A 22,418-nucleotide genomic window follows, 5' to 3' on the forward strand; every position below is an offset into this window, starting at 1 on the left:
GTCAGCGACCTCCTTTTATAGCTTTATGACCAGCCGCCTCATCTTCAAGCCTTGGAATCCAACGCTCCGGGATAGGGCGGCATAATTCGACAGCGCGCAAACGAACTGAAGAAGATCTAGTGTTATGAACAATTTCTTCTTTAGAAGCTTTCATAGCTCCGCGAGTAAGAGCTTTAAAGAACGGCTGAGCATCATCAGGAATAACAGGCATGTTTGCAGGAACATCAACTGTTAATCCTTGATTCATAAAACGTTTTACAGCTGTATCTTCCAACGAATGATAAGATTCAACAACTAAGCGACCATGCTCACGAAGATGTAAAGCAATTTTAGGAAGAGTACGGCTCAATTTATCTAATTCACCGTTCACTTCAATACGCAAAGCTTGGAACACTCGTTTTGCTGGATTTCCAGTAGCGCGATGAGCTTTCGGAATTACAGAGTCAACTAAGCTAACCAACTGACCCGAAGTAGCAATAGGCTCCGTAGCACGAACTTCAACAATACGACGAGCAATAGGAGAAGCAAAACGTTCTTCACCATACTCTCGGAAAATTCTAGTTAATTCTCGAGAATCATAAGTAGCTAAAATCGTTGCGGCAGTAGTTGCTTGCGTCGTATCCATACGCATGTCAAGTGCTGTATCGTGAGAATAAGAAAAACCGCGATCAGTTTCGTCAATTTGCAAACTTGAAAGACCCAAATCCATAAAAGCAGCATCAATACGGTCAATGCTGTTTTCTTGTAGCACTTCATCAATCTCATCGAATGCTGCATGTGCAGGAATAAAACGATTCTCGAGACCTTCGCTGCGCATTCTTTGCGTTGCTAACGAAAGTGCTTCAGAATCACGATCAATACCAATAAGTGTTGCAAAAGGCGCAGCTTTAAGAAAAGCAGTCGCATGACCAGCAAGGCCTAAAGTGCAATCTACTACTATTGCGCCTTTGTGTTGCAAAGAAGGAGTAACTAAATCAACACAATCCTGCAATAATACCGGTGCGTGAATAGCTGTAATATCTTTCATAGCATCAGTCATCACATCACCGCCGGAAGTACATCGTCAGCAATATCTGCATAACCTTGCTCACGATCGGCAAGATATTCTTCCCAAGCAGACTTATTCCAAATCTCTGCACGCGTACCAACACCAATAACAACAATTTGATCGCCCAAATTGGCGTAATCTCTTAACATTGGCGGCACAACAATGCGTCCCTGCTTATCTGGCTCTTCATCAACAGCACCAGAAAGGAACACACGAAGATAATCGCGAGCTGACTTATTGCTCATAGATGTGCGCTGAATTTGCGTTGCCATACGCTGGAACTCAACCATAGGTAGCACGTAAACACAATGCTCCTGACCGCGAGCCATAACAAAACCAGTTCCGAGCTGAGAACGGAATTTTGCAGGAAGTGCAACACGACCTTTATCGTCAATTTTTGGAGTATAAGTGCCTAACAAAATAGGTGTTGCTGGATGAGTTGACACAGCTTCTTGATATTGAGAAGCATAAAAAGGTGCAACTGGCATAGCTGCAGCTTGTGCAGACGAATCAGCAGCGCCGGACGGAGTGGAGGTGAAAACCGGTGCTGGCATATATTGCTGCATTGCTGGCATAACAGTTGAAGGCATACCATAATAACCCTGAATTGACTGCTTAGACTGTACAGGTTGAACAGGCTGAACGTATTGCTGCTGAGACACTTGTGAATCTTGCATTTGCAGTGGCATCTGCGATTGCTGAGAAACATTTGAATCAGCAGCTTGTTGAGCCTGATTTATGGAATGCGAAGAGGAAGAATTGGCGTTATTGCGCGGTTGCTTATCAGCAGCACGACGTGCCATACTCCACCTCCTTAACTCAACATGTACTATGCCATTTACACGTTGTTCACCATTTTACCCCATTCCTCCCCAAAAATCCCCACTTTTTTACAAAATTTTTGATTTTTTTGAAGCAAACCACCAATAGAAAACAAAAGACCCTCACGCAGCGCGACGACCTGCCTGAGCGCTGCGATTTAGCGCGCGAAGGCAACTCGGAGCGCCGAGCTTGCTCAGAGTTGAAAGCACAGTGTGCTTTCACCGCAAGCGAGGTCTGCCTTCGTCTCGATTGACGAAGGCAGGGCAGAGTTGCGTGGTTGCGCTTTAAAAACTAGGTTGTGGTTAGTGCGCGCTGACGACCTGCCTAAGCGCTGCGATTTAGCGCGCGAAGGCAACTCGGAGCGCCGAGCTTGCTCAGAGTTGAAAGCACAGTGTGCTTTCACCGCAAGCGAGGTCTGCCTTCGTCTCGATTGACGAAGGCAGGGCAGAGTTGCGTGGTTGCGCTTTAAAAACTAGGTTGTGGTTAGTGTGCGCTGACGACCTGCCTGAGCGCTGACATTTAGCGCGAAGGCAACTCGGAGCGGAAACTCGCTAAAGTTGGAAGTCCAGTGGACTTCCAACGCGAGTTTCGTAAGCGAGCGCGTAATCCGCGCGAGCGCAATCTGCAGCAGTGTCCCAAAACATCAAACAAAAGACCCTAACGCAGTACAGTTTCTGCGTTAAGGCCTCTAAAGTACAAAGTCGCTCGCGTTACAAACGCGGCAAATACTTCTCAAGCTCAAAAGGCGTAACCTGACGACGGTACTCTTCCCACTCTTGATGCTTATTGCGCAAGAAGTACTCAAAAGCGTGTTCACCTAATACGCTTGCAACGAAGTCCGAGCGCTCCATAATCTTTAGTGCTTCATCCAAGGATTCCGGCAATGGCTGAATACCCATTGCTTGACGCTCAGCATCAGTAAGCTCCCAAACATCGTCGCTAGTTGGATCGCACAAAGTCATTTGCTTTTCAATACCATCCAAACCAGCAGCAAGAAGCACAGAGTAAGCAAGATACGGATTCGCCACAGGATCTAGCGCACGGAATTCCATTCGGCAAGAATTGCCTTTACCAGGCTTGTATTGCGGCACACGCAGAAGTGCAGAACGGTTGCTATGACCCCAGCAAACGTAGCTAGGAGCTTCCGCACCACCCCACAAACGCTTGTAAGAGTTCACATATTGATCAGTTACAGCACAAATTTCTGAAGCATGATGCAAAATACCAGCCGCAAATTGACGCGCAATAAGAGACATATTAAATTCTTGACCTGCCTCATAAAAAGCGTTCGTGTCACCTTCAAACAAACTCAAATGCGTATGCATACCCGATCCAGGCTGATCAGTTAGCGGCTTTGGCATAAAGCTTGCATACATTCCGCGCTCAAGAGAAATTTCCTTAACTACAGTGCGGAAAGTCATAATATTGTCCGCGGTAGTAAGAGCATCTGCATAACGCAAGTCAATTTCGTTTTGACCAGGACCGCCCTCGTGATGCGAGTATTCTACAGAAATACCCATTTGCTCAAGCATACTAACTGCACTACGACGGAAATCCATAGCCGAACTTCTAGGAACGTGGTCAAAATAGCCACCCTCATCAATCGGCACAGGAGCTTTGGACCAATCATCTTGAGCTTCAAACAAATAAAACTCAATTTCCGGATGAACGTAGAAAGTAAATCCTTTTTCTTTCGCTTTTGCGAGCGCAGTCTTCAAAACGTGACGAGGGTCTCCCAGTGAAGGCTCTCCGTCTGGAGTTAGCACATCGCAGAACATGCGCGCTGTGCCTTCCGGACCTCCATGCCATGGAAGAATTTGGAACGTCGACGGATCCGGCTTCACAATCATATCGTCTTCTAGGACGCGAGTCATGCCTTCTATTGCTGAGCCGTCGAACCCTATTCCCTCTTCAAAAGCTGCTTCTAATTCAGCAGGGGCAATAGCAACGGATTTAAGCGTGCCTAAGACGTCCGTAAACCAGAGTCGAATAAAACGCACGTCTCGCTCTTCAACAGTACGTAGAGCAAACTCTTGTTGTCGATCCATAATAAACCCCTTGGGTATCATCCGGTTGTATGCATAGCCACGCACATATGCATATTCACGTGCAATTGTAGTGTATTATTTCGTATTGCGCTTCATATGTTGAGCTTATCTGCAATGAATTTACGTAATTGTAATGAAATTTCTACTTTCTAACGCAACTTCTTCAATTTAATATGCCAATTAATTGCTTAATTATTTTTACTTTCTTTTGCCATATTTTTGGAATAGCTCGTACGCGTTCGCATCGCTCAAATCGTCACTATTGAACATTTCTATATTTTGTTTCGAAATAGTTTCAACTGTTTCCATGCCAATAGCTAAATCTTCTACTGTACGCGACCACACAGCTAATGCCATAGGCGCAACTATTTCTTGCGGTTCGCAATTATATTCGTAAACTTTTGCAGTTAATTTATCAGCTCTATTTGTAATGAGCATAACATCCATTCCACGGAAGAAATCAACAAATTTTTGCACTGCTTCTTCCGGCTCATTGCCGTCCAAATTTTTTAATACTGCAACAGCACCTTGCTCTTCATCGAAGCATCGTGCTGAAACACTAGCCATTTTGCAAAAAGCAGCTAGTAACTGAGCAGGCTGCACATACGTAATCATTAACGCAACTTTTGCTTTATTTCCAAGCAAACCTTGCAAATCTTCTTCAAAATTAGCTTCTTCAATATTGCGCATAGCTTGATCAAGAAAATCATTTTCTTGATTATCGTCGCTTTTTTGGTTATTTTCTAAATTTTCGCTATTTAAATTTTCTTGCGACTCTTCTTTAAATTCACGTTCAAATCCAGCGAGCGCATTATCTAATTCCGCATCAGTAAAAGAAGTGCGCACAGAATCGTCATTGTTACGCTCACCATCATTTTTACGCTTATCGTCACTGTTACGCTCGTCACCGTTGTTTAACATATTCGTTATTTCCTCCTCTTTCAATGTAATTCTTAAAGCATACCTAGTTTTATATTTTATCAAACCAGTAGTGCATATTTTCTACGCGCTAGGCAAACAACTAGATCCAAAAACAATTTTCATTTCAGCAAACAAAGAAGTATCTCGTTTTACGCGGAAACGATCTCCAAAAGTAAGAACTTGCGCCTTGCCTGTATCGTCGACAAGAGCCAAGCGCACTTCACAGCAGCCTGGATGTCGGCTCAAAATATTACTTAATTGCGCAACACGACCTTTATCTAGAACTTTACGAGGAATAACAACTGTTAAAGGTCTCTCATCCACTGATTCAAGAGTTGGTATTTCAAACTCTGTAGCACGCATGGAAACAGTTTCATCACGCACTTCAACTTGTCCACGAATACGCACAACTTGATCAATTGCAAGTTCTTGCGCTGAAGCTTCGTACACTTTGCCAAAGAACATGCATTGTATTGAACTTTCCATGTCTTCAACTGTGACAATCGCCCAAGCATTACCTTTTCGAGACACTCGCCTATCTACGCTCGTAACTAGGCCTGCAATAGTTACTTGCTGACCATCGCTCATAGTTCTTGCTCTGTCGATCAGTTGAGCGATTGACATCTCACGTAAATCTGCCAAAACTGCAGACAATCCGCTTAGTGGATGATCAGAAACGTACAATCCAAGCATTTCTCGCTCAAAATTAAGCTTTGTCTTTTTATCCCACTCTTCAACATCAGGTACAGTAATTTGCATATCTCCCATACCGTTGTCGTCATCCGAGTCAGAAGACGAATCAAGATCAGCAAATAAATCAAACTGACCCTCTGCCTGCTTGCGCTTAAGCGCAATCACAGAATCAATTGCAGGATCACAAATTTGAAACAGCGCACGACGATTTGAATCAATAGAATCAAAAGCTCCAGCTTTAATAAGCGACTCTACTAAACGTCGATTAAGTGCACTAATAGGAACACGTTGTACGAAATCCATAAAGTTTACGAAACGTCCGCGCTCACCTTCACGCTCAGTAATAATATCGTTTACTGCTTTGTCTCCAACGTTACGAATAGCACCCAAACCAAAGCGCACAACATCTCCAACTGCAGAATACTCAAGAACAGACTCGTTTACATCAGGTTGCAAAACTTGAATACCCATGCGCCTTGCCTCGCCCAAGTACAGTGCAGTTTTGTCTTTATTCGTACGTTCGTTTTGAAGCAAAGCTGCCATAAATTCCACAGGATAATGCGTTTTTAGGTATGCAGTCCAGTAAGAAATCAAGCCATAAGCTGCAGAGTGAGCTTTATTAAACGCGTAACCAGAGAACGGAACCAAAACATCCCACACAGCTTGTGCAGCTTCTTCAGAATATCCGTGAGCTTTCATACCTTCAAAGAATGGCACCTGTTCTTTTGCCAGCACTTCCGGCTTTTTCTTGCCCATTGCTCGACGTAACACATCTGCTTTACCAAGACTGTATCCTGCTAAAATACGCGCTGCAGACTGCACCTGCTCCTGGTAAACAATTAAACCGTAAGTTTCGTCCAAAACTTCCTTTAACGGCTCAGCAACTTCTGGATGAATAGGGATAATATCTTGCAAACCATTCTTGCGCTTAGCATAATTCGTATGCGAATCCATATCCATAGGACCAGGCCTGTAAAGTGCAATCAAAGCCGAAATATCGTTGAAATTATCCGGTTTCAAAGTACGTAGAAGCGCACGCATACCGTCGGAATCAAGCTGGAAAACGCCTAAAGTATCACCCCTAGAAAGCAGTTGATAAGTAGCTTTATCGTCTAACGGAATCTTAGTATAATCAATCGGATCCTTCCCATTATTTTCGATATTTCGCAAAGTATCGCGAATAACTGTCAAGTTGGAAAGACCCAAAAAGTCCATTTTTACAAGACCGAGCGTTTCACAAGTGTGATACTCAAAAGTTGTAGTAATAGTACCGTCAGTGCGCTCTAAAAGTGGCGAAGTGTTTGTGATTGGCTCCGAGCCCATGATTGTTGCACAAGCATGCACACCTGTTTGACGAATCAAACCTTCAATGCCCTTAGCTTCTTCCGTAATGCGATGAGTATCTGGATCCGTGTCGTACATTTCGCGAAACTCGCGCGCTTCAGCGTAACGCTTTGATTTTTCGTCGAAAATATCGTGCAAGCTCATATCTTTGCCGTTTTTAGCAGGAGGAAGAACTTTCGTAATTTTTTCGCCTACTGAAAACTCGTAGCCCATAATACGCGCAGAATCTTTAAGAGCTTGCTTCGTTTTAATAGTTCCGTAAATAACGCACTGAGCAACTTTATCTCTACCGTATTTTTCGCCCACGTATTCAAGAACTTTGGCCCTGCCATCCGGGTCAAAATCAACATCAATATCAGGCAAGGATACGCGCTCCGGGTTTAAGAAGCGTTCAAAAATCAGACCATGCTTCATAGGATCAAGCTCTGTGATGCCCATTGCGTACGCAACCATAGCGCCTGCAGCAGAACCACGACCAGGACCTACCATTACACCATGCGCTTTAGCCCAATTAATATAATCTGCAACAACTAAAAAGTATCCGCAGAATTGCATTTGGCAAATCACACCGCACTCGTAATCAGCCTGCTTTAAAACTTCCATTGGAATGTTGTTATTGTAACGACGCTCCAAACCTTCCTCGACTTTTTTAAGGAATAGCGAAGTCTCATCCCAACCTTCCGGGCAGTCAAATTGCGGCATAAAAGCGCCATCTTCGCCGTCGTCGAACATAACATTGCATCGACGAGCAATCTCAAGCGTGTTATCGCAAGCTTCTGGAAATTCTTTAAAAAGCTCACGCATTTGCTCAGCGGACTTCAAATAGTATCCTGAACCGTCAAACTTAAAACGGTCAGGATCGTCCAAGCGCGAGCCGGAATTAATGCAAAGCATAGCATCTTGCGCTTCACGATCTTCTTCATGAACGTAATGCAAATCGTTTGTTGCAAGAAGAGGTGCGTTAAGTTTTTTTGCAATTTCAAGCAAGTCTTTAGTTACGCGCGTTTCAATAGAAAGCCCGTGATTCATAAGCTCGATAAAGAAATTGTCACGCCCGAAAATATCTTGAAACTCACCAGCTGCTCGTAAAGCCTCTTTGAACTGACCTAAGCGAAGACGCGTCTGGATAATTCCAGAAGGGCATCCTGAAGACGCAATTACACCTTTTGAGTAGGTTGAAAGCACGTCTTTATCCATACGTGGGTAGCGCATAACTCTACCCTCAAGATTCGCCACAGACGAAGCTTTAAGAAGATTTGTTAAGCCAGTATCGTTTTCCGCCCACAAAGTCATATGCGTAATTAAACCGCCGCCAGAAACGTCATCTGCACGCTGATCTTCCGTGCCCCAATGCACGCGACTTTTGTCTTGTCTTGCTGTTTCAGGAGTAACATACGCTTCTATGCCAATAATTGGCTTAATCCCAGCTTTTACAGCCGTACTCCACATTTCGTACGCGCCGTGCATGTTGCCATGATCCGTAATAGCTACAGCCGGCATACCTAATTCTTTAGCGCGCGCTACTAAATCAGGTATTTTTGACGCACCATCTAGAAGTGAATAATGCGTGTGATTGTGCAAATGTACGAAGTTGGTTTCCGGCTGAGTCATAAAAGATATTCTATAAGCGAAAGTTGACTGAAAAAATGCAAAAACGTTACTTTAATAATGCTCGCATAGCTTCTAACGCGTGTTGCAAATCAAGAGGATAATGCGACTTAACCGTCACTGATTTACCCGTGCGAGGATGTGTAAAAGTAAGTTCCATAGAATGCAACCATTGACGTTGCAACCCAAGTTTTTGAGCCAAAACTGGGTTCGCTCCATACATTGAATCCCCAACCAAAGGGTGACCTATAGACGAAAAATGGACGCGTATTTGATGTGTACGACCAGTTTCCAAATTAACGCTTACTAACGTTGCTTGACTAAAACGCTCAAGCACATCCCAGTGCGTAACAGCAGGCTTGCCGTCAGAAGTAATAGTAAAACGAAAATCAGATACTTTTGCGCGACCTATAGGAGCATCAATAGTAGCTTTATCTTGCGCTAAATCTCCTTGAACAAGCGCATGATACGTTTTTTTAACGATATGCTTTGCAAACTGATTTTTCATTACTTCATAAGCAAAATCTGTTTTACAAACTAGCATTAATCCGCTTGTTCCAACGTCTAATCTGCTTACGATTCCTTTGCGCGATTCGTCGCACAGCGTTGTTTTTATATCTATTCCAACAGCTTCTAGGCATTCTGGAACTGTCGGCCCACTCCATCCCTTTGCTGCGTGAGAGGCAACTCCAACAGGCTTATCTATTACAACAACATCGTCGTCGTTGTAAATAATTGGAATATTACATACAGAAGATTCATTATTTTGCTCTTCTTTTTGTTCTGCACTTTCTTTTTGATCGACAACAATCGTATCGCCATCTTGCAAAATGGAGGATTTTTGCGATTTTCTACCTAAGATTTTCGCTTGGTTACGCTCAATAAGAGATATCGCACTTGCACGCGAAACTCCCATTAGTTTTGATAAGCAAACATCAAATCTGCAGCCGGAAAATTGGCTTGTAACTTTAAAGCAAATATCACTCATCGGCATGCCCGAAAAGAGGAATCCCAATCAAAATAAGGCATACAACTGCGATTCCTGCAAACATAAGCTCAATATCTGCAACGTTCCCAACAGACCAACCGTAGTTTATAAAATCTACGACTTTGCCATTCAAAAAACCTTGAGCATATTGCGCTCTATCAATGAGGTTTCCGAAAGCTCCAGCAAACGCTAGAGCAAACGCAATAGTCCAATACAAAGATTTTGTGTGCTTAATAGCCGCTATCATGGCACCACAAGCAGCACAAGCTAATACGCTAATAACCCATGTAAAAGAAGAACCTAAGCCAAATGATGCTCCAGGATTTCGTACAAGAGTTAAAGAAAGCAAGTGCGGCACAAGCTCAATGTTTTTCCCGTCACTAAGCGTCGCCAAAGCCCAAAGTTTTGTTATGTGATCTAGCACAACACCAATAAAAACAATTAGTGCAAAAACGGCTACGCGAGTACGTAGCCGTTTCACACGCACATCTCTATGCGTCAATATTTATCCGATCTTTAGTAATTCAAATAGTATCGGTGCAGTGCGCAACATTTTAAAATATCAGTCACGCACTGCTAAAAACTACTCTTGCTTACCAGATTCTTCACCCTGCTTGTTGCCTAATGCAGCATAGGTATTTTCATCAGAAACTTGAGCAACCAACTGACCAAGGAAATCAGTCAAGCGAGTACGATATTCAGTCTCAAATTGCTTGAGGCTCTGAATATTTCCTTCAATAACTTGAGTTTGCTTCTCAAGATTCTCACGTACCTGACGAGCATATGCATCAGCAGCTGTACGAGTTGTAGAATCATAGTCTGCAGCACGATGCTGTACTTCAGCTTCATACTGGTCAGCTTGATCATGCGTCTGCTTAGAGTAATCATCAGCAGCTTGACGAACCTTACCAGAGTAAGCATCAGCCTCATTGTGAGCACGAGCAGCATAAGAATCAGCATCGCCGCGAGTACGAGTAGAGTAATCGTCAGCATCAGCATGAGTCTGCTTGCTGTATTCTTCAGCTTCAGAACGAGTGCGTGCAGAATATTCATCTGCCTTGGCAACAGTTTCGTTATAACGAGCTTGGCTTTCTTCAACAATTTGTTGAGCCTTAGCCTTGCCTTTATCTACATATTGATCATGCAATTGCATAGCAAGAGTCAACATTGCAGTTGCACGCTCTGGCTCAGAACCTTGTGCTTCTGCACCAGCACCAGCAATCTTTTGCAAGCTACCAGTTTCAGTATTTGGTTCCATCTTAGCAACCTGCTTTCGAAGCTGCTCTTCACGCTGACGAGACTCTTCCAACTGCTTGGAAAGTTCCTCAATCTTAGTGTTTTCTTGCTGAGTGACAACAAGCTGCTGGCGAACAGTTTCAAGCTCGCGACCCAAGTTTTCGCTGCTTGCACGGAAGTCATCACGCTCGCGAGTAACAGTTTCAAGCTCTTTTTGAACCTGCTTAGCATTGTCTGCTTGAGCAGTTTGAGCAGTTAACTGATCTACCTGCGCACCCAAACCATCTAACTGTTCCTTCAACTGCTGGTTTTGAGCAGTCAAAGCACGATTACTTTCTTCAGCTTCACGCAACTTAGTTGCAGTAGCTTCAAGTTGAGAAGCAGCTTCATTTGATTCACCCTGCTTCTTAGAAGCATCACGCAATGCCTCATTTTCTTTAGTTAAGGATTCTACCTTAGAAGTTAACTCAGCAATCTTCGTATTCAAACCCGCAACATCACGGCCAAGAGATTGCGTGGAAGCCCCTAGGCCCTGCACTGCCTGCTGACCGAGTGCTTCTATTGTTTCTGTAACCTGATCGAGAAACTCGTCGACCTCGTCAACGTCATAACCTCCCTTAAAACGTACAATTTGGAAGGTATGCTCTCGAATGTCCTTAGGCGTCAACAGAGTCATATGCTTTACACCTCGCTTTTTGGGCATAGCCCTTTGATATATATCTATTCGATGCTATCACGTCCGCAGAAAATTAGTGCGGTTAATACAAAAATTTATGCAACAAAACGCCGCTTTTATAAAAATTACGCGTTAAAAAACCATAAACTCATCTATAACCAAATTTGAAGAACGTATAGAGCAAAATATAAAAGCATATAACTTACGTCAATACTAATATTTCCACAACGAGTTGGCGGAATAAACTTGCGCAATACGCGTAATGGCGGTTCTGTTATGAAATAAATAATCCGTATTAGAAAATTAAAAGCACCTCTAGGACGCATACGAGGAACAAGCACAAATAACCAATCTGCAACCATTCGAATAATCATTATTATCAAATAAGCGCGTATAATCACACGTAATATAGATAACGCAACAAATATCATTCGAACATCACCTTACAAAATAATACAACTAACACATTCAAGTTAAGCATACGCTGCAGAATCAAAATGCGAGAATAACAGATGTTATGCAACAGATGCATATCATTAAACTTCAGTTTTACGAGATATAATCTCACTGATTGTATTGATATTATTCAAAAGGAAGGTCGACAATGACTGTTCTTGTTACAGGTGGATGCGGATACATTGGAGCACATGTAGTTCACGCTTTACATGAAACAAAGCAAAATGTCGTCGTCGTTGACGATTTAAGCTACGGAAAGCCTACAAGAATTGAAGGCGCACGTCTTTATGGTATGGATATCTCTTCTCCTGATGCAGGAAAGCGACTTGCGCAAATTATGAAAGATGAGCACGTCGATGCTGTAATTCACTTTGCTGCTAGAAAGCAAGTTGGAGAGTCCGTAGAAAAGCCACTTTGGTATTATCAACAGAATATTAACGGCATGCTTAATGTGCTTGAAGGCATGAAAGATAGCGGAGTTAAGAAGCTCGTATTTTCTTCTTCTGCAGCAACTTATGGAGTGCCTCCTGTTGAAGTTGTACCAGAAGATGTTGTGCCAATGTTGCCAATTAACCCTTATGGTCAAACCAAGCTTTTTGGCGAGTGGATGGCACGTGCTTGCGAGCACACATACGGAATTCGCTTCTGCGCACTGCGTTACTTCAACGTAGCTGGATGCGGTCCGGTGGAATTGGAAGATCCTGCGATTTTGAACTTAATTCCTATGCTTCTTGACAGACTACAGCGAGGAAAAGCACCTGCTATTTTTGGCGACGACTATCCTACTGCTGATGGCACTTGCATTCGCGACTATATTCACGTTTCTGATTTAGCAGACGCGCATATTGCGGCACTCACGTATTTGGATCGCGACGAGCGCAAGTACGATGCTTTTAACGTAGGAACTGGTAAGGGCACGTCTGTGCGCGAAATTGTTGACGAAGTGCGCAGAGTTACCGGTTTACCATTTAAAGAAACTGTTCTTGATCGCAGAGCTGGAGATCCTCCACAGCTTATTGGCAGCACGAAGCGAATTAACGAAGAAATGGGATGGCATGCTCGCTACGACGTTAAGGATATCGTAGAATCTGCTTGGGCAGCTTGGCAGGCAAATCCTGAGCATCATATTGATGTTGATTCGTGGAAGCAGCTTGACTAGCGAATAAAACAAAACGCGCGGCACAAATCGTGTCGCGCGTTTTTGTTGTGGCTCCGAGCGGGATCGATCCGCTGACCTAACGATTTTCAGTCGTTCGCTCTACCAACTGAGCTACAGAGCCATGACGAATAAAAAACCCGGCGAACCGGGTATTCTATTAATCGCGACCCCGGCCGGACTTGAACCGGTGACCTCCGCCGTGACAGGGCGGCGCTCTAACCAACTGAGCTACGGGGCCGTGGCTTTGTTCTCTCGAACAGCCGAGTCACTATCTTACAGAATCCTTAGCAAAATGCAAGTGCCGCGCGTGTTCGGCGTGTTGCCGCACAAAATCAAGCTATTATTCAAGCTCAACAGCTCCAGTGCAAAGCTGATAATACTCCCCACGTTTTGCCAATAATTCCTCATGTGAACCGCGCTCAATAATGCGACCGTGATCCAGCACCATAATCACATCAGCATTGCGCACTGTAGACAGTCTGTGAGCGATTACAAACACAGTACGCCTTTCCATCAAAGAATCCATTCCATGCTGAACTAACTCTTCAGTATGCGTGTCAATCGATGAAGTTGCTTCATCGAGAATCAACACAGGCGGATTTTCTACTGCAGCACGAGCAATAGAAATAAGCTGCTTCTGACCTTGAGAAAGCCCTTCACCACCATTGTTAAGCTGCGTATTGTATCCGTCAGGAAGATGAGAAATAAACGCGTCAGCATGAGCTAATTTTGCAGCTTGAATACAATCTTCGTCGCTAGCATCAAGATTTCCATAACGAATATTGTCCATTATTGTGCCTGTAAATAAATTCACATCTTGCAAAACAGTGCCAATAGCGTGGCGCAAATCCGTTTTGCAAATATCGCGCACGTCAATGCCATCATACAAAATTTGCCCATCATCGATGTCGTAAAAACGCGTAAGAAGGTTAGCAATAGTAGTTTTTCCAGCACCTGTAGCTCCAACAAGAGCAACTTTTTGACCAGGTTTTGCAAACCACGTAATATCGTGTAAAACAGGATGATTTTCTTTGTAACCAAACACAACATCCGTAAAACGCACGTCGCCTCGAAGCAAAGTATAGCGGCCATCCTTAGAAGTGCGAGCATCTCGCTTTGCATGGCACACAATCTCTTGAGCCATTTCACTTAAGTTTTGAGCGCGCTTTTTAGCTTTAGTACCATTATCTTGCTTTGATCTTTTCCAAGCCCAATAAATATTGCTTCCTTCAGATTGTTCATCTACTTCTTCAAGCACATCAAATGCTGATTTTTCTCCAAGATCTTCATCAGACTGAAGTACACGCACTTTAACTAATTGCACACTGCCAGAATCAAGTTCTGGCTTTTCATCAAGTAACTCAAAAATACGAGAAGCTCCTGCAAGAGCCATCATAAGTGCGTTAGCTTGCATTGTAATTTCGCCAATAGGGTTAATAAATGCGCGCGAAAGTGCCAGCAAAGATATAAGTGTACCCAATGTAAGAGTACTAGATCCAGCTAATCCCAGCGTTGGCAGACCTGCTGAAGCAGCCCACGCACCGAGTAAAGCAATTAATACATAAAGCAAATAGCTTGCATTACTAATAACAGGCATTACATTATTTGCATAAGAATTTGCACTTGCAGAAATTTTTTGCACTTTTTCTATGCAATTATCTAATTTTTCAATAGAATCTGCCTCATGATTAAAAATTTTAATCACTTTGCTGCCTGTTGCAGATTCTTCAACAAACTCATTTAGCTCACCTAATGCATGCTGGAATTGCTCAAATAGACTGCCAGATTTCTTTAGCATAAAACGCACTAAATAAAGCAATATTGCAGTAAATATAGCTACAAAAACTGCAACCGGAAGCGATAGGCACATAATAGATATAAACGCTGCCAAAATTGACATTAGTGCAGAAAAAGAGTCCGGAAATGCCCACGAAATTGCCTCACGAAGAACCTCAGTATCGTTTGTGTAACGACTCATAATATCGCCGTAACCTTGAGAATCTAAGTAACGCAATGAAAGCTTCTGCTGATGCTTAAACATAGAATCTCGCAAATCACGCATAACACTTTCAGATATATTCGCAACAAGTCTGCTCCAAAGCCAAGAACAAAACACACCAACAGCGTAAACACTTGCCATCAGAATAATCATGCGAACAAGAGGCGTCCAATCCTGATTATGCTTACCAACAAGCGGAAGAATATACGAGTCCACAAGAGATTGCAAAAACACTGCACTTGCAGCTTGCACAATTGCGCTAACTATTATTGATGCAATAATTACGTAAATTTTAACTCGATACACCAGCACATAAGAGGCAAGTCTGCTAAGAGTTTCCCAACTAATAGCTGAATCATTTTTAGAAGAGTGAGCCGTTTTATTCTTAGTCATTGTTATTTAGCTCCTTCTTCTTTAGTTGCGCCAGTTATGCTACTTTTTTCTTGAGAAATCGCCATATTTCTGTAAAATTCACAAGACTTAAATAATTCATCATGCGAACCGTTAGCAACAACACGACCATCTTTAAGAACAACAATAATATCTGCATGTTCGATTGAAGATATGCGCTGAGCAACGATAATTTGCGTAGAATCAGGCATAAACTTTTTCAAGCCATCGCGAATTTTACTATCAGTTTTCATATCAACTGCACTCATCGAGTCGTCAAGGATTAAAATTTTCGGCTTCCTCAAAAGTGCGCGCGCGATACACAAACGCTGTCGTTGACCACCGGAAACATTCTTACCGCCCTGATCAATATGCGTATTGTAGCCATCTGGTAAATCTTTAATAAACTCATCAGCACAAGCAATTTCGCAAGCTTGACGCAAATCATCATCGCTTGCTTCCGCTCTACCCCAGCGAAGATTTTCTGCAATTGTGCCACTAAACAAAATATTTTTTTGTAGGACAACGCCAACTTCTCCACGCAAACTAGAAGAATCATAATCGCGAATATCTTTTCCACCTACAAAAAGAGTGCCAGAAGTTACGTCATAAAGTCTTGCAATTAATTGCACTAAACTTGATTTTCCAGATCCCGTTGCACCAACAACACCAACAGTTGCTCCAGAAGGAATAGATATATTTATATCATGTAAAATTTCCTGTTCTGCTGGAGCAGATTCATCTGTATTATCTGATTGAGGATAGCGTAACGAAACATTTTCAAAACGCACAGAAGCGTCAGAAAGCTTTGTCAGCGGATGCTTGGAAACAACTTCAGTATTTCGAGATTGCAAAACATGTGAAATACGATGCATCGAAGCTCGAGCTGTTAACGACATTACAAAAACTGCAACTAAATTCGCTAAAGCAAACAAAATTTGCAAAGCATACACTACTAATGCAGCAAGATTTCCTGTTGTTAAACCAAAAGCAGGATTATTCCCCGAAGCCACAATTTCACGTGAAGCCAACCACGCAATAAGTAGCATGCCAGAATAAAAACATAAGTTAAACAAAGGAATACTACAATTTAACACATACTCAGCTTTAATAAAATAATCATAGATTTTATGTGAAATACGCGTAAAACGACTTATTTCATAATCAGAACGCACATAAGACTTTACGATGCGAATATTATGCAAATTCTCGCCAACTCTATTATTCATCTCGTCAATCATTCGATAAATTCGAGAAAATGCTGGAGCAACTATACTAGCTCCAACAGCGCCAATTGCACCAATAATAGGCACGAATGAAAGAAAAACCCACGAGATAGCAGGGCTAATTGAAAAAGTAAACCACCAAGCAGTGATGATAATCATAACGCTGCGAACACCAGAGCGAATAATCATTTGGTAAGCAAATTGCACATTTGACACATCGCTAGTCATACGCGTAACAACAGTGCCGCTAGAAAACTTATCTAAATCAGAAAAACTTAAACTTTGTAAGCGTGAAAACATGTTGTGACGTAAATTTTTACCGAAACCAGCACTAGAATGCGCGCAACAAATACCAGAAATAACGCCTGCAATCATTGCAATTGCAGCAAAAATAAGCAATTGCAAACCATAATATTGCACAGCTTCTTGAGAACGTGACATAATGCCAAAATCAATAAGATTTGACATTACTGTAGGGATCTCAATTTGCATAGCAGCTTCAACGAGAATAGTAACAGCTGTTAAGACGCCAAGAAAACGATACCTTTTTAAAGATGACAGAATCGTACGCAATGCGCGAGGAGGATTATTTTTAATTTTTCGCGAATTGTCCTTCAAATTCCCCGCCATTGTGCTCCTCCCCATATATAATGTAATGTGTAGGTTTAATAATATCACTTCTTCAAATACATATTTGAATTATTGCGCATGGCGCATTTCCGTATTGAGTTACTTCATTACCAAATGCATAAATAGATGAATCTTTGACATAGTAGTATACAGACAAATCACATACGAAAAAGTGCTTCTACACATTCAAATTATAAACAACGATTGATTTCATCTTATAAAAAATTATATAATGAAAAAGTGTATATTCGCATGTATAAAGAGGTACTGTCATGAATATAAAAAAGCTATTAATAGAATACTTACTTGCTCAGTAGCATTATCCATGTCTTTTTTACTATCATTGCAAGTTCAAGCCAACACCCAAGAAGAAACTTATGAGTAACACAAAGATAGTTGGCGCTGTAGCACAGCAGAAAGGCATTCGTGTCGACTTGCAGTGAGAATTTCCACATTAATATCAACAATTATGTGAGGAACAATATGAACAGCAAACACATAGTTCTACTGCCAATAACGCTGCTTTGTTATATTTCGTCAGCTATTTATTTCTTTAAACAATTGAAGGACTTAAAAGACGATAACACTTGTATTAATACTGTTAGTCTCACCATTCAAGCATTCGTCCTATTAATATTACTAATCTATCTTTTATATTTATGCAAAGAAAAAACATACCCAACTGTATATCGTTTAGTTACAGTATTTATGAGCATAGTTAGCATAATTCTTTTGACAGTTTGCAATACAGATGTTACTAGGTTAATTATATTTAGCTTAACATGTGTATATGTATGCATTCTTATAATCGTCCACAAACATTGTTAAATATATCGTATGAGTGGCGCATTCAATAGGATTACGAAGCGTCGCCTTCGCCTTGCGCGCGGTCTTTTCCGTAAATCGACGGAATAAAACGCTCCTGATCGTGAAGCTTTTCCCAGATTACAGGAGGATTTTGCGGATTTTCCAGAGACTTTGGCACATCGATAATTCGTTGATTACTAGAGCCACGAAATTGCAAAAGCGAATCGTGCAAATCTTTCATATAACGGCCGTCAACAAGAATATCAATGTAACGCAAAAGCTCAAGCTTATCAGGCGTCTCCCCTGGGCGCATAAGCTCTTCCCAAGTGTATCCAGTCCAACTCCAAATATCTTTTGTATTGCCAAACTCTTTTCGAATGCGCTTGCACAAAGGCAGCAAAATACCAGTATTAAGCAGCGGCTCGCCGCCAAGCAAAGTCAATCCTTGCACATAAGGCTCCGCCAAATCCGACATAATCTGGTCTTCAAGCTTTTGAGTATACGGGTGGCCAGCGCGAAAATCCCAAATCGACTCGTTATAGCATTCAACGCAATGGAACGGGCAGCCGGAAACGTAAAGCGAGCAGCGAATACCCTCGCCGTCCGTCATCAAAAAACGCTTGTAATCGGCAACCATGCCCTGACTCATGCGTTCGCTAGACCATTGGCCAGCGCGAGGATTATTAGAAAGGGAGGTTGGAATCCAAGGCCCGCGGTTAACGTCTGCAGGCGCAAAATCATGCAAACTCATGCGAGCCATATCCAACCCCCTTCCAAACCGAATAAGCAACTAAAAAATAAACAACCAAATTTGCGAAAATAAAATAAATCCAGCCATTAGAAAGTACAATCACAAAATGCAATACATTTCTAACGGCCAGATTATCACCAAACAACAAACACAAGAAAAGCTATTGATTTAGCTAAATTATCTAGTCATACTTATTTTACTAAGTTTCAACATAGTTAATTAGCTAAGTTTATTTTGTTTCCTCATACCATTCGCGAGACTCACCGTTGTTAAGAGTCACGTGACCAGTTTCGCCAGACATGTGCTTTACGCGGTGAGCGATTTCTTCGTGACGACCGTGAACCATTGGACGCTGAACAGGATTGCCCAAGTAGCCGCAAGTGCGCTTAGTCACATTGCACTTATCCGGGTCACTATTGCCGCACTCCGGGCAACGGAAGCCTTCTTTAGTCGGCTCGAAATCACCCTGGAATCCACAAACGAAGCAGTGATCGATTGGCGTATTCGTACCCAAGTAGCCGATGCCAATCTTGTAAGCGTAATCCCAAACAGCTTCCAAAGCCTTAGGATTTGCCTGCAAGCATGGGAACTCGCAGTAGTTAATAAAGCCGCCGGAAGCAAGATACGGGAAGTCAACCTCGTAGCGAAGCTTCTCCATAGGAGTTGGCTGCAACCAAACCGGGTAATGGAAGGAATTAGTGTAGAAGTCGTGATCAGTAACGCCTTCAATGCGACCGAACTTCTGGCGATCCATGCGGTTAAAGCGATCAGTCAAAGACTCAGCAGGAGTTGAGTAAACGGAGTAATGATAGCCTTCAGCCTTTGACCACTGCTGGCAAAGCTTATTCATGCGGCGAACCAAAGAAAGCGCAAATTCCTTGCCTTCCTCATTCCAGCTGTGATCTTGCATCCAATCCTTGCCGAAGAACACGGCCGTAGTTTCGTACAAACCAATGTAGCCAAGAGAAACAGTTGCGCGCTCATTACGGAACAACTGATCCACACTCTCGTTAGCTTCCAAACGACCAAAAGCACCGTAACGGAACAGCGTTGGAGCATTTACAGGAGTTGCCTGCTTGCAACGCATAATACGGAATCGCAAAGCTTGGTGAGCTACTTCCATACGCTCGTCGAAAAGCTTCCAGAAGCGAGTCACATCGCCGTGAGATTCAAGAGCAATACGTGGCATGTTAACAGTTACAACGCCAAGATTCATACGGCCATCTTCAACGTCCTTGCCGGTCTTTGGATCAATCCAACCCTGAAGGAACGAACGGCAACCCATAGGAGCCTTGAAGGAGCCAGTAATCTTAACAATATTCTCATAGAACACAACGTCTGGATACATGCGCTTAGTAGAGCACTCAAGCGCAAGCTGCTTCAAATCGTAGTTCGGGTCGCCAGCGTCCGCGTTAACACCGTGCTTAATAGTAAACACAAGCTTAGGGAAGATTGCAGTATGACGATCCTTGCCGAGACCACGAATACGGTTAAGCAAAATAGCGCGCTGAATTTCACGAGCAAACCAAGAAGTACCCAAGCCAAAGCCAACAGTTACGAACGGAGTCTGACCGTTAGAAACGCGGTTGGAATTAATTTGATATTCCATAGTTTGCATAGCGTCGTAAATAGCCTTACGCGTCATAATCTTTGCGTAAACTTCACGAAGCTGATCAAGCTCGCTCAAATTTTCATCAAAAGGAGTATCAGCAGGCAGTGGATCCCTGTCCAAGCAGTGGAGATTCTTAGGCTCCTGAGCCTTCAAGCCGTTAATCATATCTTTTGCGACTTGAATTGGCGTGGAATCAGGAATCATTGCGTGTGCCATAGCAAGATTCTTGTCGTAATCGCACTTAGCGTAAGGCTCAAGCATTTCGTCAGCGCGATTAACAGTCTGACCACCGTATTGCGCGCCAGCAATATCCTTAATAATTTGCGTAACCTGAGTTGCAGCAGTACCAATAGACTTTGGACTATCCATCATTGCATTACCAAGAGCAAATCCCTTAGCAAGCATATCGCCAAAATCAGGAAGCGAGCAGTTGCTCATGCAAGTAAATGGCGAATAATCAGCGTCATGGAAGTGAATATCACCCTTCATATGAGCGTTAGAAACTGCGTGAGGAAGCATAGAGAACGCAGAAGCTTTAGAAACAGCACCTGCAAGAAGATCACGCTGAGTTGCATAAACATTAGAATCCTTATTTGCGTTTTCACGAACAAGAGACTCATCACGATTTACAAGACGGTTAACAGCCTCGTTGATATCAGTAGCTCTAGCGCGGTCTATATCTCGGTTCAGTCGGTAGCTCGTGTAGCAACGAGCAACCTCATAAAGGTGATTTTCAATAAGACTATGCTCAACCAAGGTCTGAATATCTTCAATCTTCGCCGGACCATTGTAACGATCTTGAATTTCAGCCTCAATATGATCAGAAATATTACGAATCAACTGCTCTTCTTGCGGACCGACTTCCTTGCCCAAATCCTTAAAAGCAGCCTTGATTGCCATAATGATATTCAGCGGATCAAAATCAACTACGCGACCATCGCGCTTTTCGACCTGCACGCGAGAAACTGGAACTTCAACTACATCATCCGTACAATTTTCTGCGCTTGTGACAGCAGTTTCTTCCAAAACCTGCATCGGTACAGACCTTTCTCAAACACTGTTCCTTCTAGCAAAATCTCTCGTTGCAAACATGGGAACTATTTCTAACAACTCGCTCTACTATAACCCAACTCATGCACAATATCTAGGGCAAGACGCAAAGATAACCACCTATATATAGTGATTTATGTCACAATCGCGATTTTTGCGGCGTGTCCTGGTGTGTCGTAATTGATAAACGATAAATTACTGAATACACGCCGTTAAATGTGCGCACTTCGTGACGCTTTGATATATTAAATCACGTGGAACAGATAGCTTTTCAGCATGCACAGGAATTCGGATTCCAACCAGGAGATATTGTCCAACAATGGCTCTGGGATGACGATGTTGACGAAACAATTTGCGAAAGCATCGAGAAACTTACCGGCGAAGAGTTGGTAGATGAGGATTACGACGCTGCTGTTGATGGTGTGATTATTTGGTGGCGCGACGGCGACGACGAAGATGAGCTCGCAGACACTATTATGGATGCCACAAATATGCTTGACAATGACGCTCCTATGTGGGTTCTTACTCCAAAACCAGGTCGCGAAGGTTCCCCAAGTTCTAGTACCGTTCAATCTGCAGCAAAAACAGCTGGCATGAACGCAGCCACTCCGTTAACCGTAAGCACTGACTGGAACGGCGTTCAACTGCGCGCATTTGGTAAAGGTCAATCTAAATAAGTATTTGCTAATTGGCTTAACTAGTTCAACCGACTGTTGACTTGCTTAACAGGCTGATTAACTGATTACTAAGTTGCTTATTGCTTGCCAACTTGCTACTTACTTTTGTAGTATTGCTGCTGTTTTGTCGAAAACACCAAACCAGTTGATGTTATGTATAAAACATAGGGCAATTCTGTCGAAAACACATAATCATTCGGCGAAATAGACAAAAATACAAGAATAACGCAAATAAAAAGCGCGAGGAGAAAAATATCACAGCCTCGCACCACAACAG

15 protein-coding genes and 2 tRNA genes are annotated in these 22,418 nt (G+C 42.7%); 2 read left to right on the plus strand and 15 right to left on the minus strand.

What is annotated here, in order from left to right; all coding sequences use genetic code 11:
* Window position 1: 1 nt before the first annotated feature.
* The 9 genes from rsmH to HXT57_RS05080 all read right to left on the minus strand — a co-directional run bounded on the left by rsmH (window position 2) and on the right by HXT57_RS05080 (window position 11,815).
* Window positions 2-1,027, minus strand: a complete 1,026-nt coding sequence (gene rsmH, locus HXT57_RS05040; RefSeq protein ID WP_162863144.1) for a 16S rRNA (cytosine(1402)-N(4))-methyltransferase RsmH — start codon at window positions 1,025-1,027, stop codon at window positions 2-4.
* 11 nt (window positions 1,028-1,038) lie between these two features.
* Complete coding sequence (gene mraZ, locus HXT57_RS05045; RefSeq protein WP_004108525.1) at window positions 1,039-1,851, minus strand: division/cell wall cluster transcriptional repressor MraZ; 813 nt, start codon at window positions 1,849-1,851, stop codon at window positions 1,039-1,041.
* A 729-nt stretch (window positions 1,852-2,580) separates the two neighbouring features.
* On the minus strand, window positions 2,581-3,918 hold the full coding sequence (gene glnA / locus HXT57_RS05050; protein ID WP_004107357.1) for a type I glutamate--ammonia ligase: 1,338 nt from the start codon (window positions 3,916-3,918) through the stop codon (window positions 2,581-2,583).
* A 198-nt stretch (window positions 3,919-4,116) separates the two neighbouring features.
* On the minus strand, window positions 4,117-4,839 hold the full coding sequence (locus tag HXT57_RS05055; RefSeq protein ID WP_004108527.1) for a hypothetical protein: 723 nt from the start codon (window positions 4,837-4,839) through the stop codon (window positions 4,117-4,119).
* An 81-nt stretch (window positions 4,840-4,920) separates the two neighbouring features.
* On the minus strand, window positions 4,921-8,487 hold the full coding sequence (gene dnaE, locus HXT57_RS05060) for a DNA polymerase III subunit alpha (RefSeq protein ID WP_012914404.1): 3,567 nt from the start codon (window positions 8,485-8,487) through the stop codon (window positions 4,921-4,923).
* 46 nt (window positions 8,488-8,533) lie between these two features.
* Entirely contained in the window at window positions 8,534-9,472 is a 939-nt protein-coding gene (locus tag HXT57_RS05065) for an RluA family pseudouridine synthase (RefSeq protein WP_033888466.1), read from the minus strand.
* Window positions 9,465-9,959, minus strand: coding sequence for a signal peptidase II (locus tag HXT57_RS05070; protein WP_421783756.1), 495 nt, complete (start codon window positions 9,957-9,959; stop codon window positions 9,465-9,467). The genes HXT57_RS05065 and HXT57_RS05070 overlap by 8 nt, the downstream gene beginning before the upstream one ends.
* A gap of 96 nt (window positions 9,960-10,055) precedes the next feature.
* Window positions 10,056-11,384 carry a DivIVA domain-containing protein gene (locus tag HXT57_RS05075; protein ID WP_012914407.1) on the minus strand — a complete coding sequence of 443 codons (1,329 nt, stop codon included), beginning with the start codon at window positions 11,382-11,384 and terminating at the stop codon, window positions 10,056-10,058.
* A 152-nt stretch (window positions 11,385-11,536) separates the two neighbouring features.
* On the minus strand, window positions 11,537-11,815 hold the full coding sequence (locus HXT57_RS05080; RefSeq protein WP_012914408.1) for a YggT family protein: 279 nt from the start codon (window positions 11,813-11,815) through the stop codon (window positions 11,537-11,539).
* 173 nt (window positions 11,816-11,988) lie between these two features.
* Between HXT57_RS05080 and galE the strand changes: the two genes are divergently transcribed.
* On the plus strand, window positions 11,989-12,999 hold the full coding sequence (gene galE, locus HXT57_RS05085) for a UDP-glucose 4-epimerase GalE (protein ID WP_004108540.1): 1,011 nt from the start codon (window positions 11,989-11,991) through the stop codon (window positions 12,997-12,999).
* Between the two features lie 48 nt (window positions 13,000-13,047).
* Here the strand turns inward: galE and HXT57_RS05090 are convergent.
* From HXT57_RS05090 to nrdD, 6 genes are all read right to left on the minus strand, one after another.
* Window positions 13,048-13,120, minus strand: a tRNA-Phe gene (locus tag HXT57_RS05090).
* Between the two features lie 43 nt (window positions 13,121-13,163).
* Window positions 13,164-13,237: transfer RNA gene (locus HXT57_RS05095), tRNA-Asp, on the minus strand.
* A gap of 102 nt (window positions 13,238-13,339) precedes the next feature.
* Window positions 13,340-15,391: an ABC transporter ATP-binding protein gene (locus HXT57_RS05100; RefSeq protein WP_421783478.1), complete on the minus strand. Its 2,052-nt coding sequence runs from the start codon at window positions 15,389-15,391 to the stop codon at window positions 13,340-13,342.
* A 2-nt stretch (window positions 15,392-15,393) separates the two neighbouring features.
* Entirely contained in the window at window positions 15,394-17,244 is a 1,851-nt protein-coding gene (locus HXT57_RS05105) for an ABC transporter ATP-binding protein (protein ID WP_415697840.1), read from the minus strand.
* Between the two features lie 859 nt (window positions 17,245-18,103).
* Window positions 18,104-18,811, minus strand: a complete 708-nt coding sequence (gene nrdG / locus HXT57_RS05110) for an anaerobic ribonucleoside-triphosphate reductase activating protein (RefSeq protein WP_421783480.1) — start codon at window positions 18,809-18,811, stop codon at window positions 18,104-18,106.
* Between the two features lie 220 nt (window positions 18,812-19,031).
* The gene (gene nrdD, locus HXT57_RS05115; RefSeq protein ID WP_119504508.1) at window positions 19,032-21,449 is read right to left on the minus strand and encodes an anaerobic ribonucleoside-triphosphate reductase; all 2,418 of its coding nucleotides are present in this window, start codon (window positions 21,447-21,449) and stop codon (window positions 19,032-19,034) included.
* 269 nt (window positions 21,450-21,718) lie between these two features.
* Between nrdD and HXT57_RS05120 the strand changes: the two genes are divergently transcribed.
* The gene (locus tag HXT57_RS05120; protein ID WP_012914411.1) at window positions 21,719-22,141 is read left to right on the plus strand and encodes a DUF3052 domain-containing protein; all 423 of its coding nucleotides are present in this window, start codon (window positions 21,719-21,721) and stop codon (window positions 22,139-22,141) included.
* The last annotated feature ends 277 nt before the right edge of the window (window positions 22,142-22,418 follow it).

The sequence above is a fragment of the Gardnerella sp. KA00771 genome (genome assembly GCF_049244045.1).
Classification (GTDB): domain Bacteria; phylum Actinomycetota; class Actinomycetes; order Actinomycetales; family Bifidobacteriaceae; genus Bifidobacterium; species Bifidobacterium swidsinskii.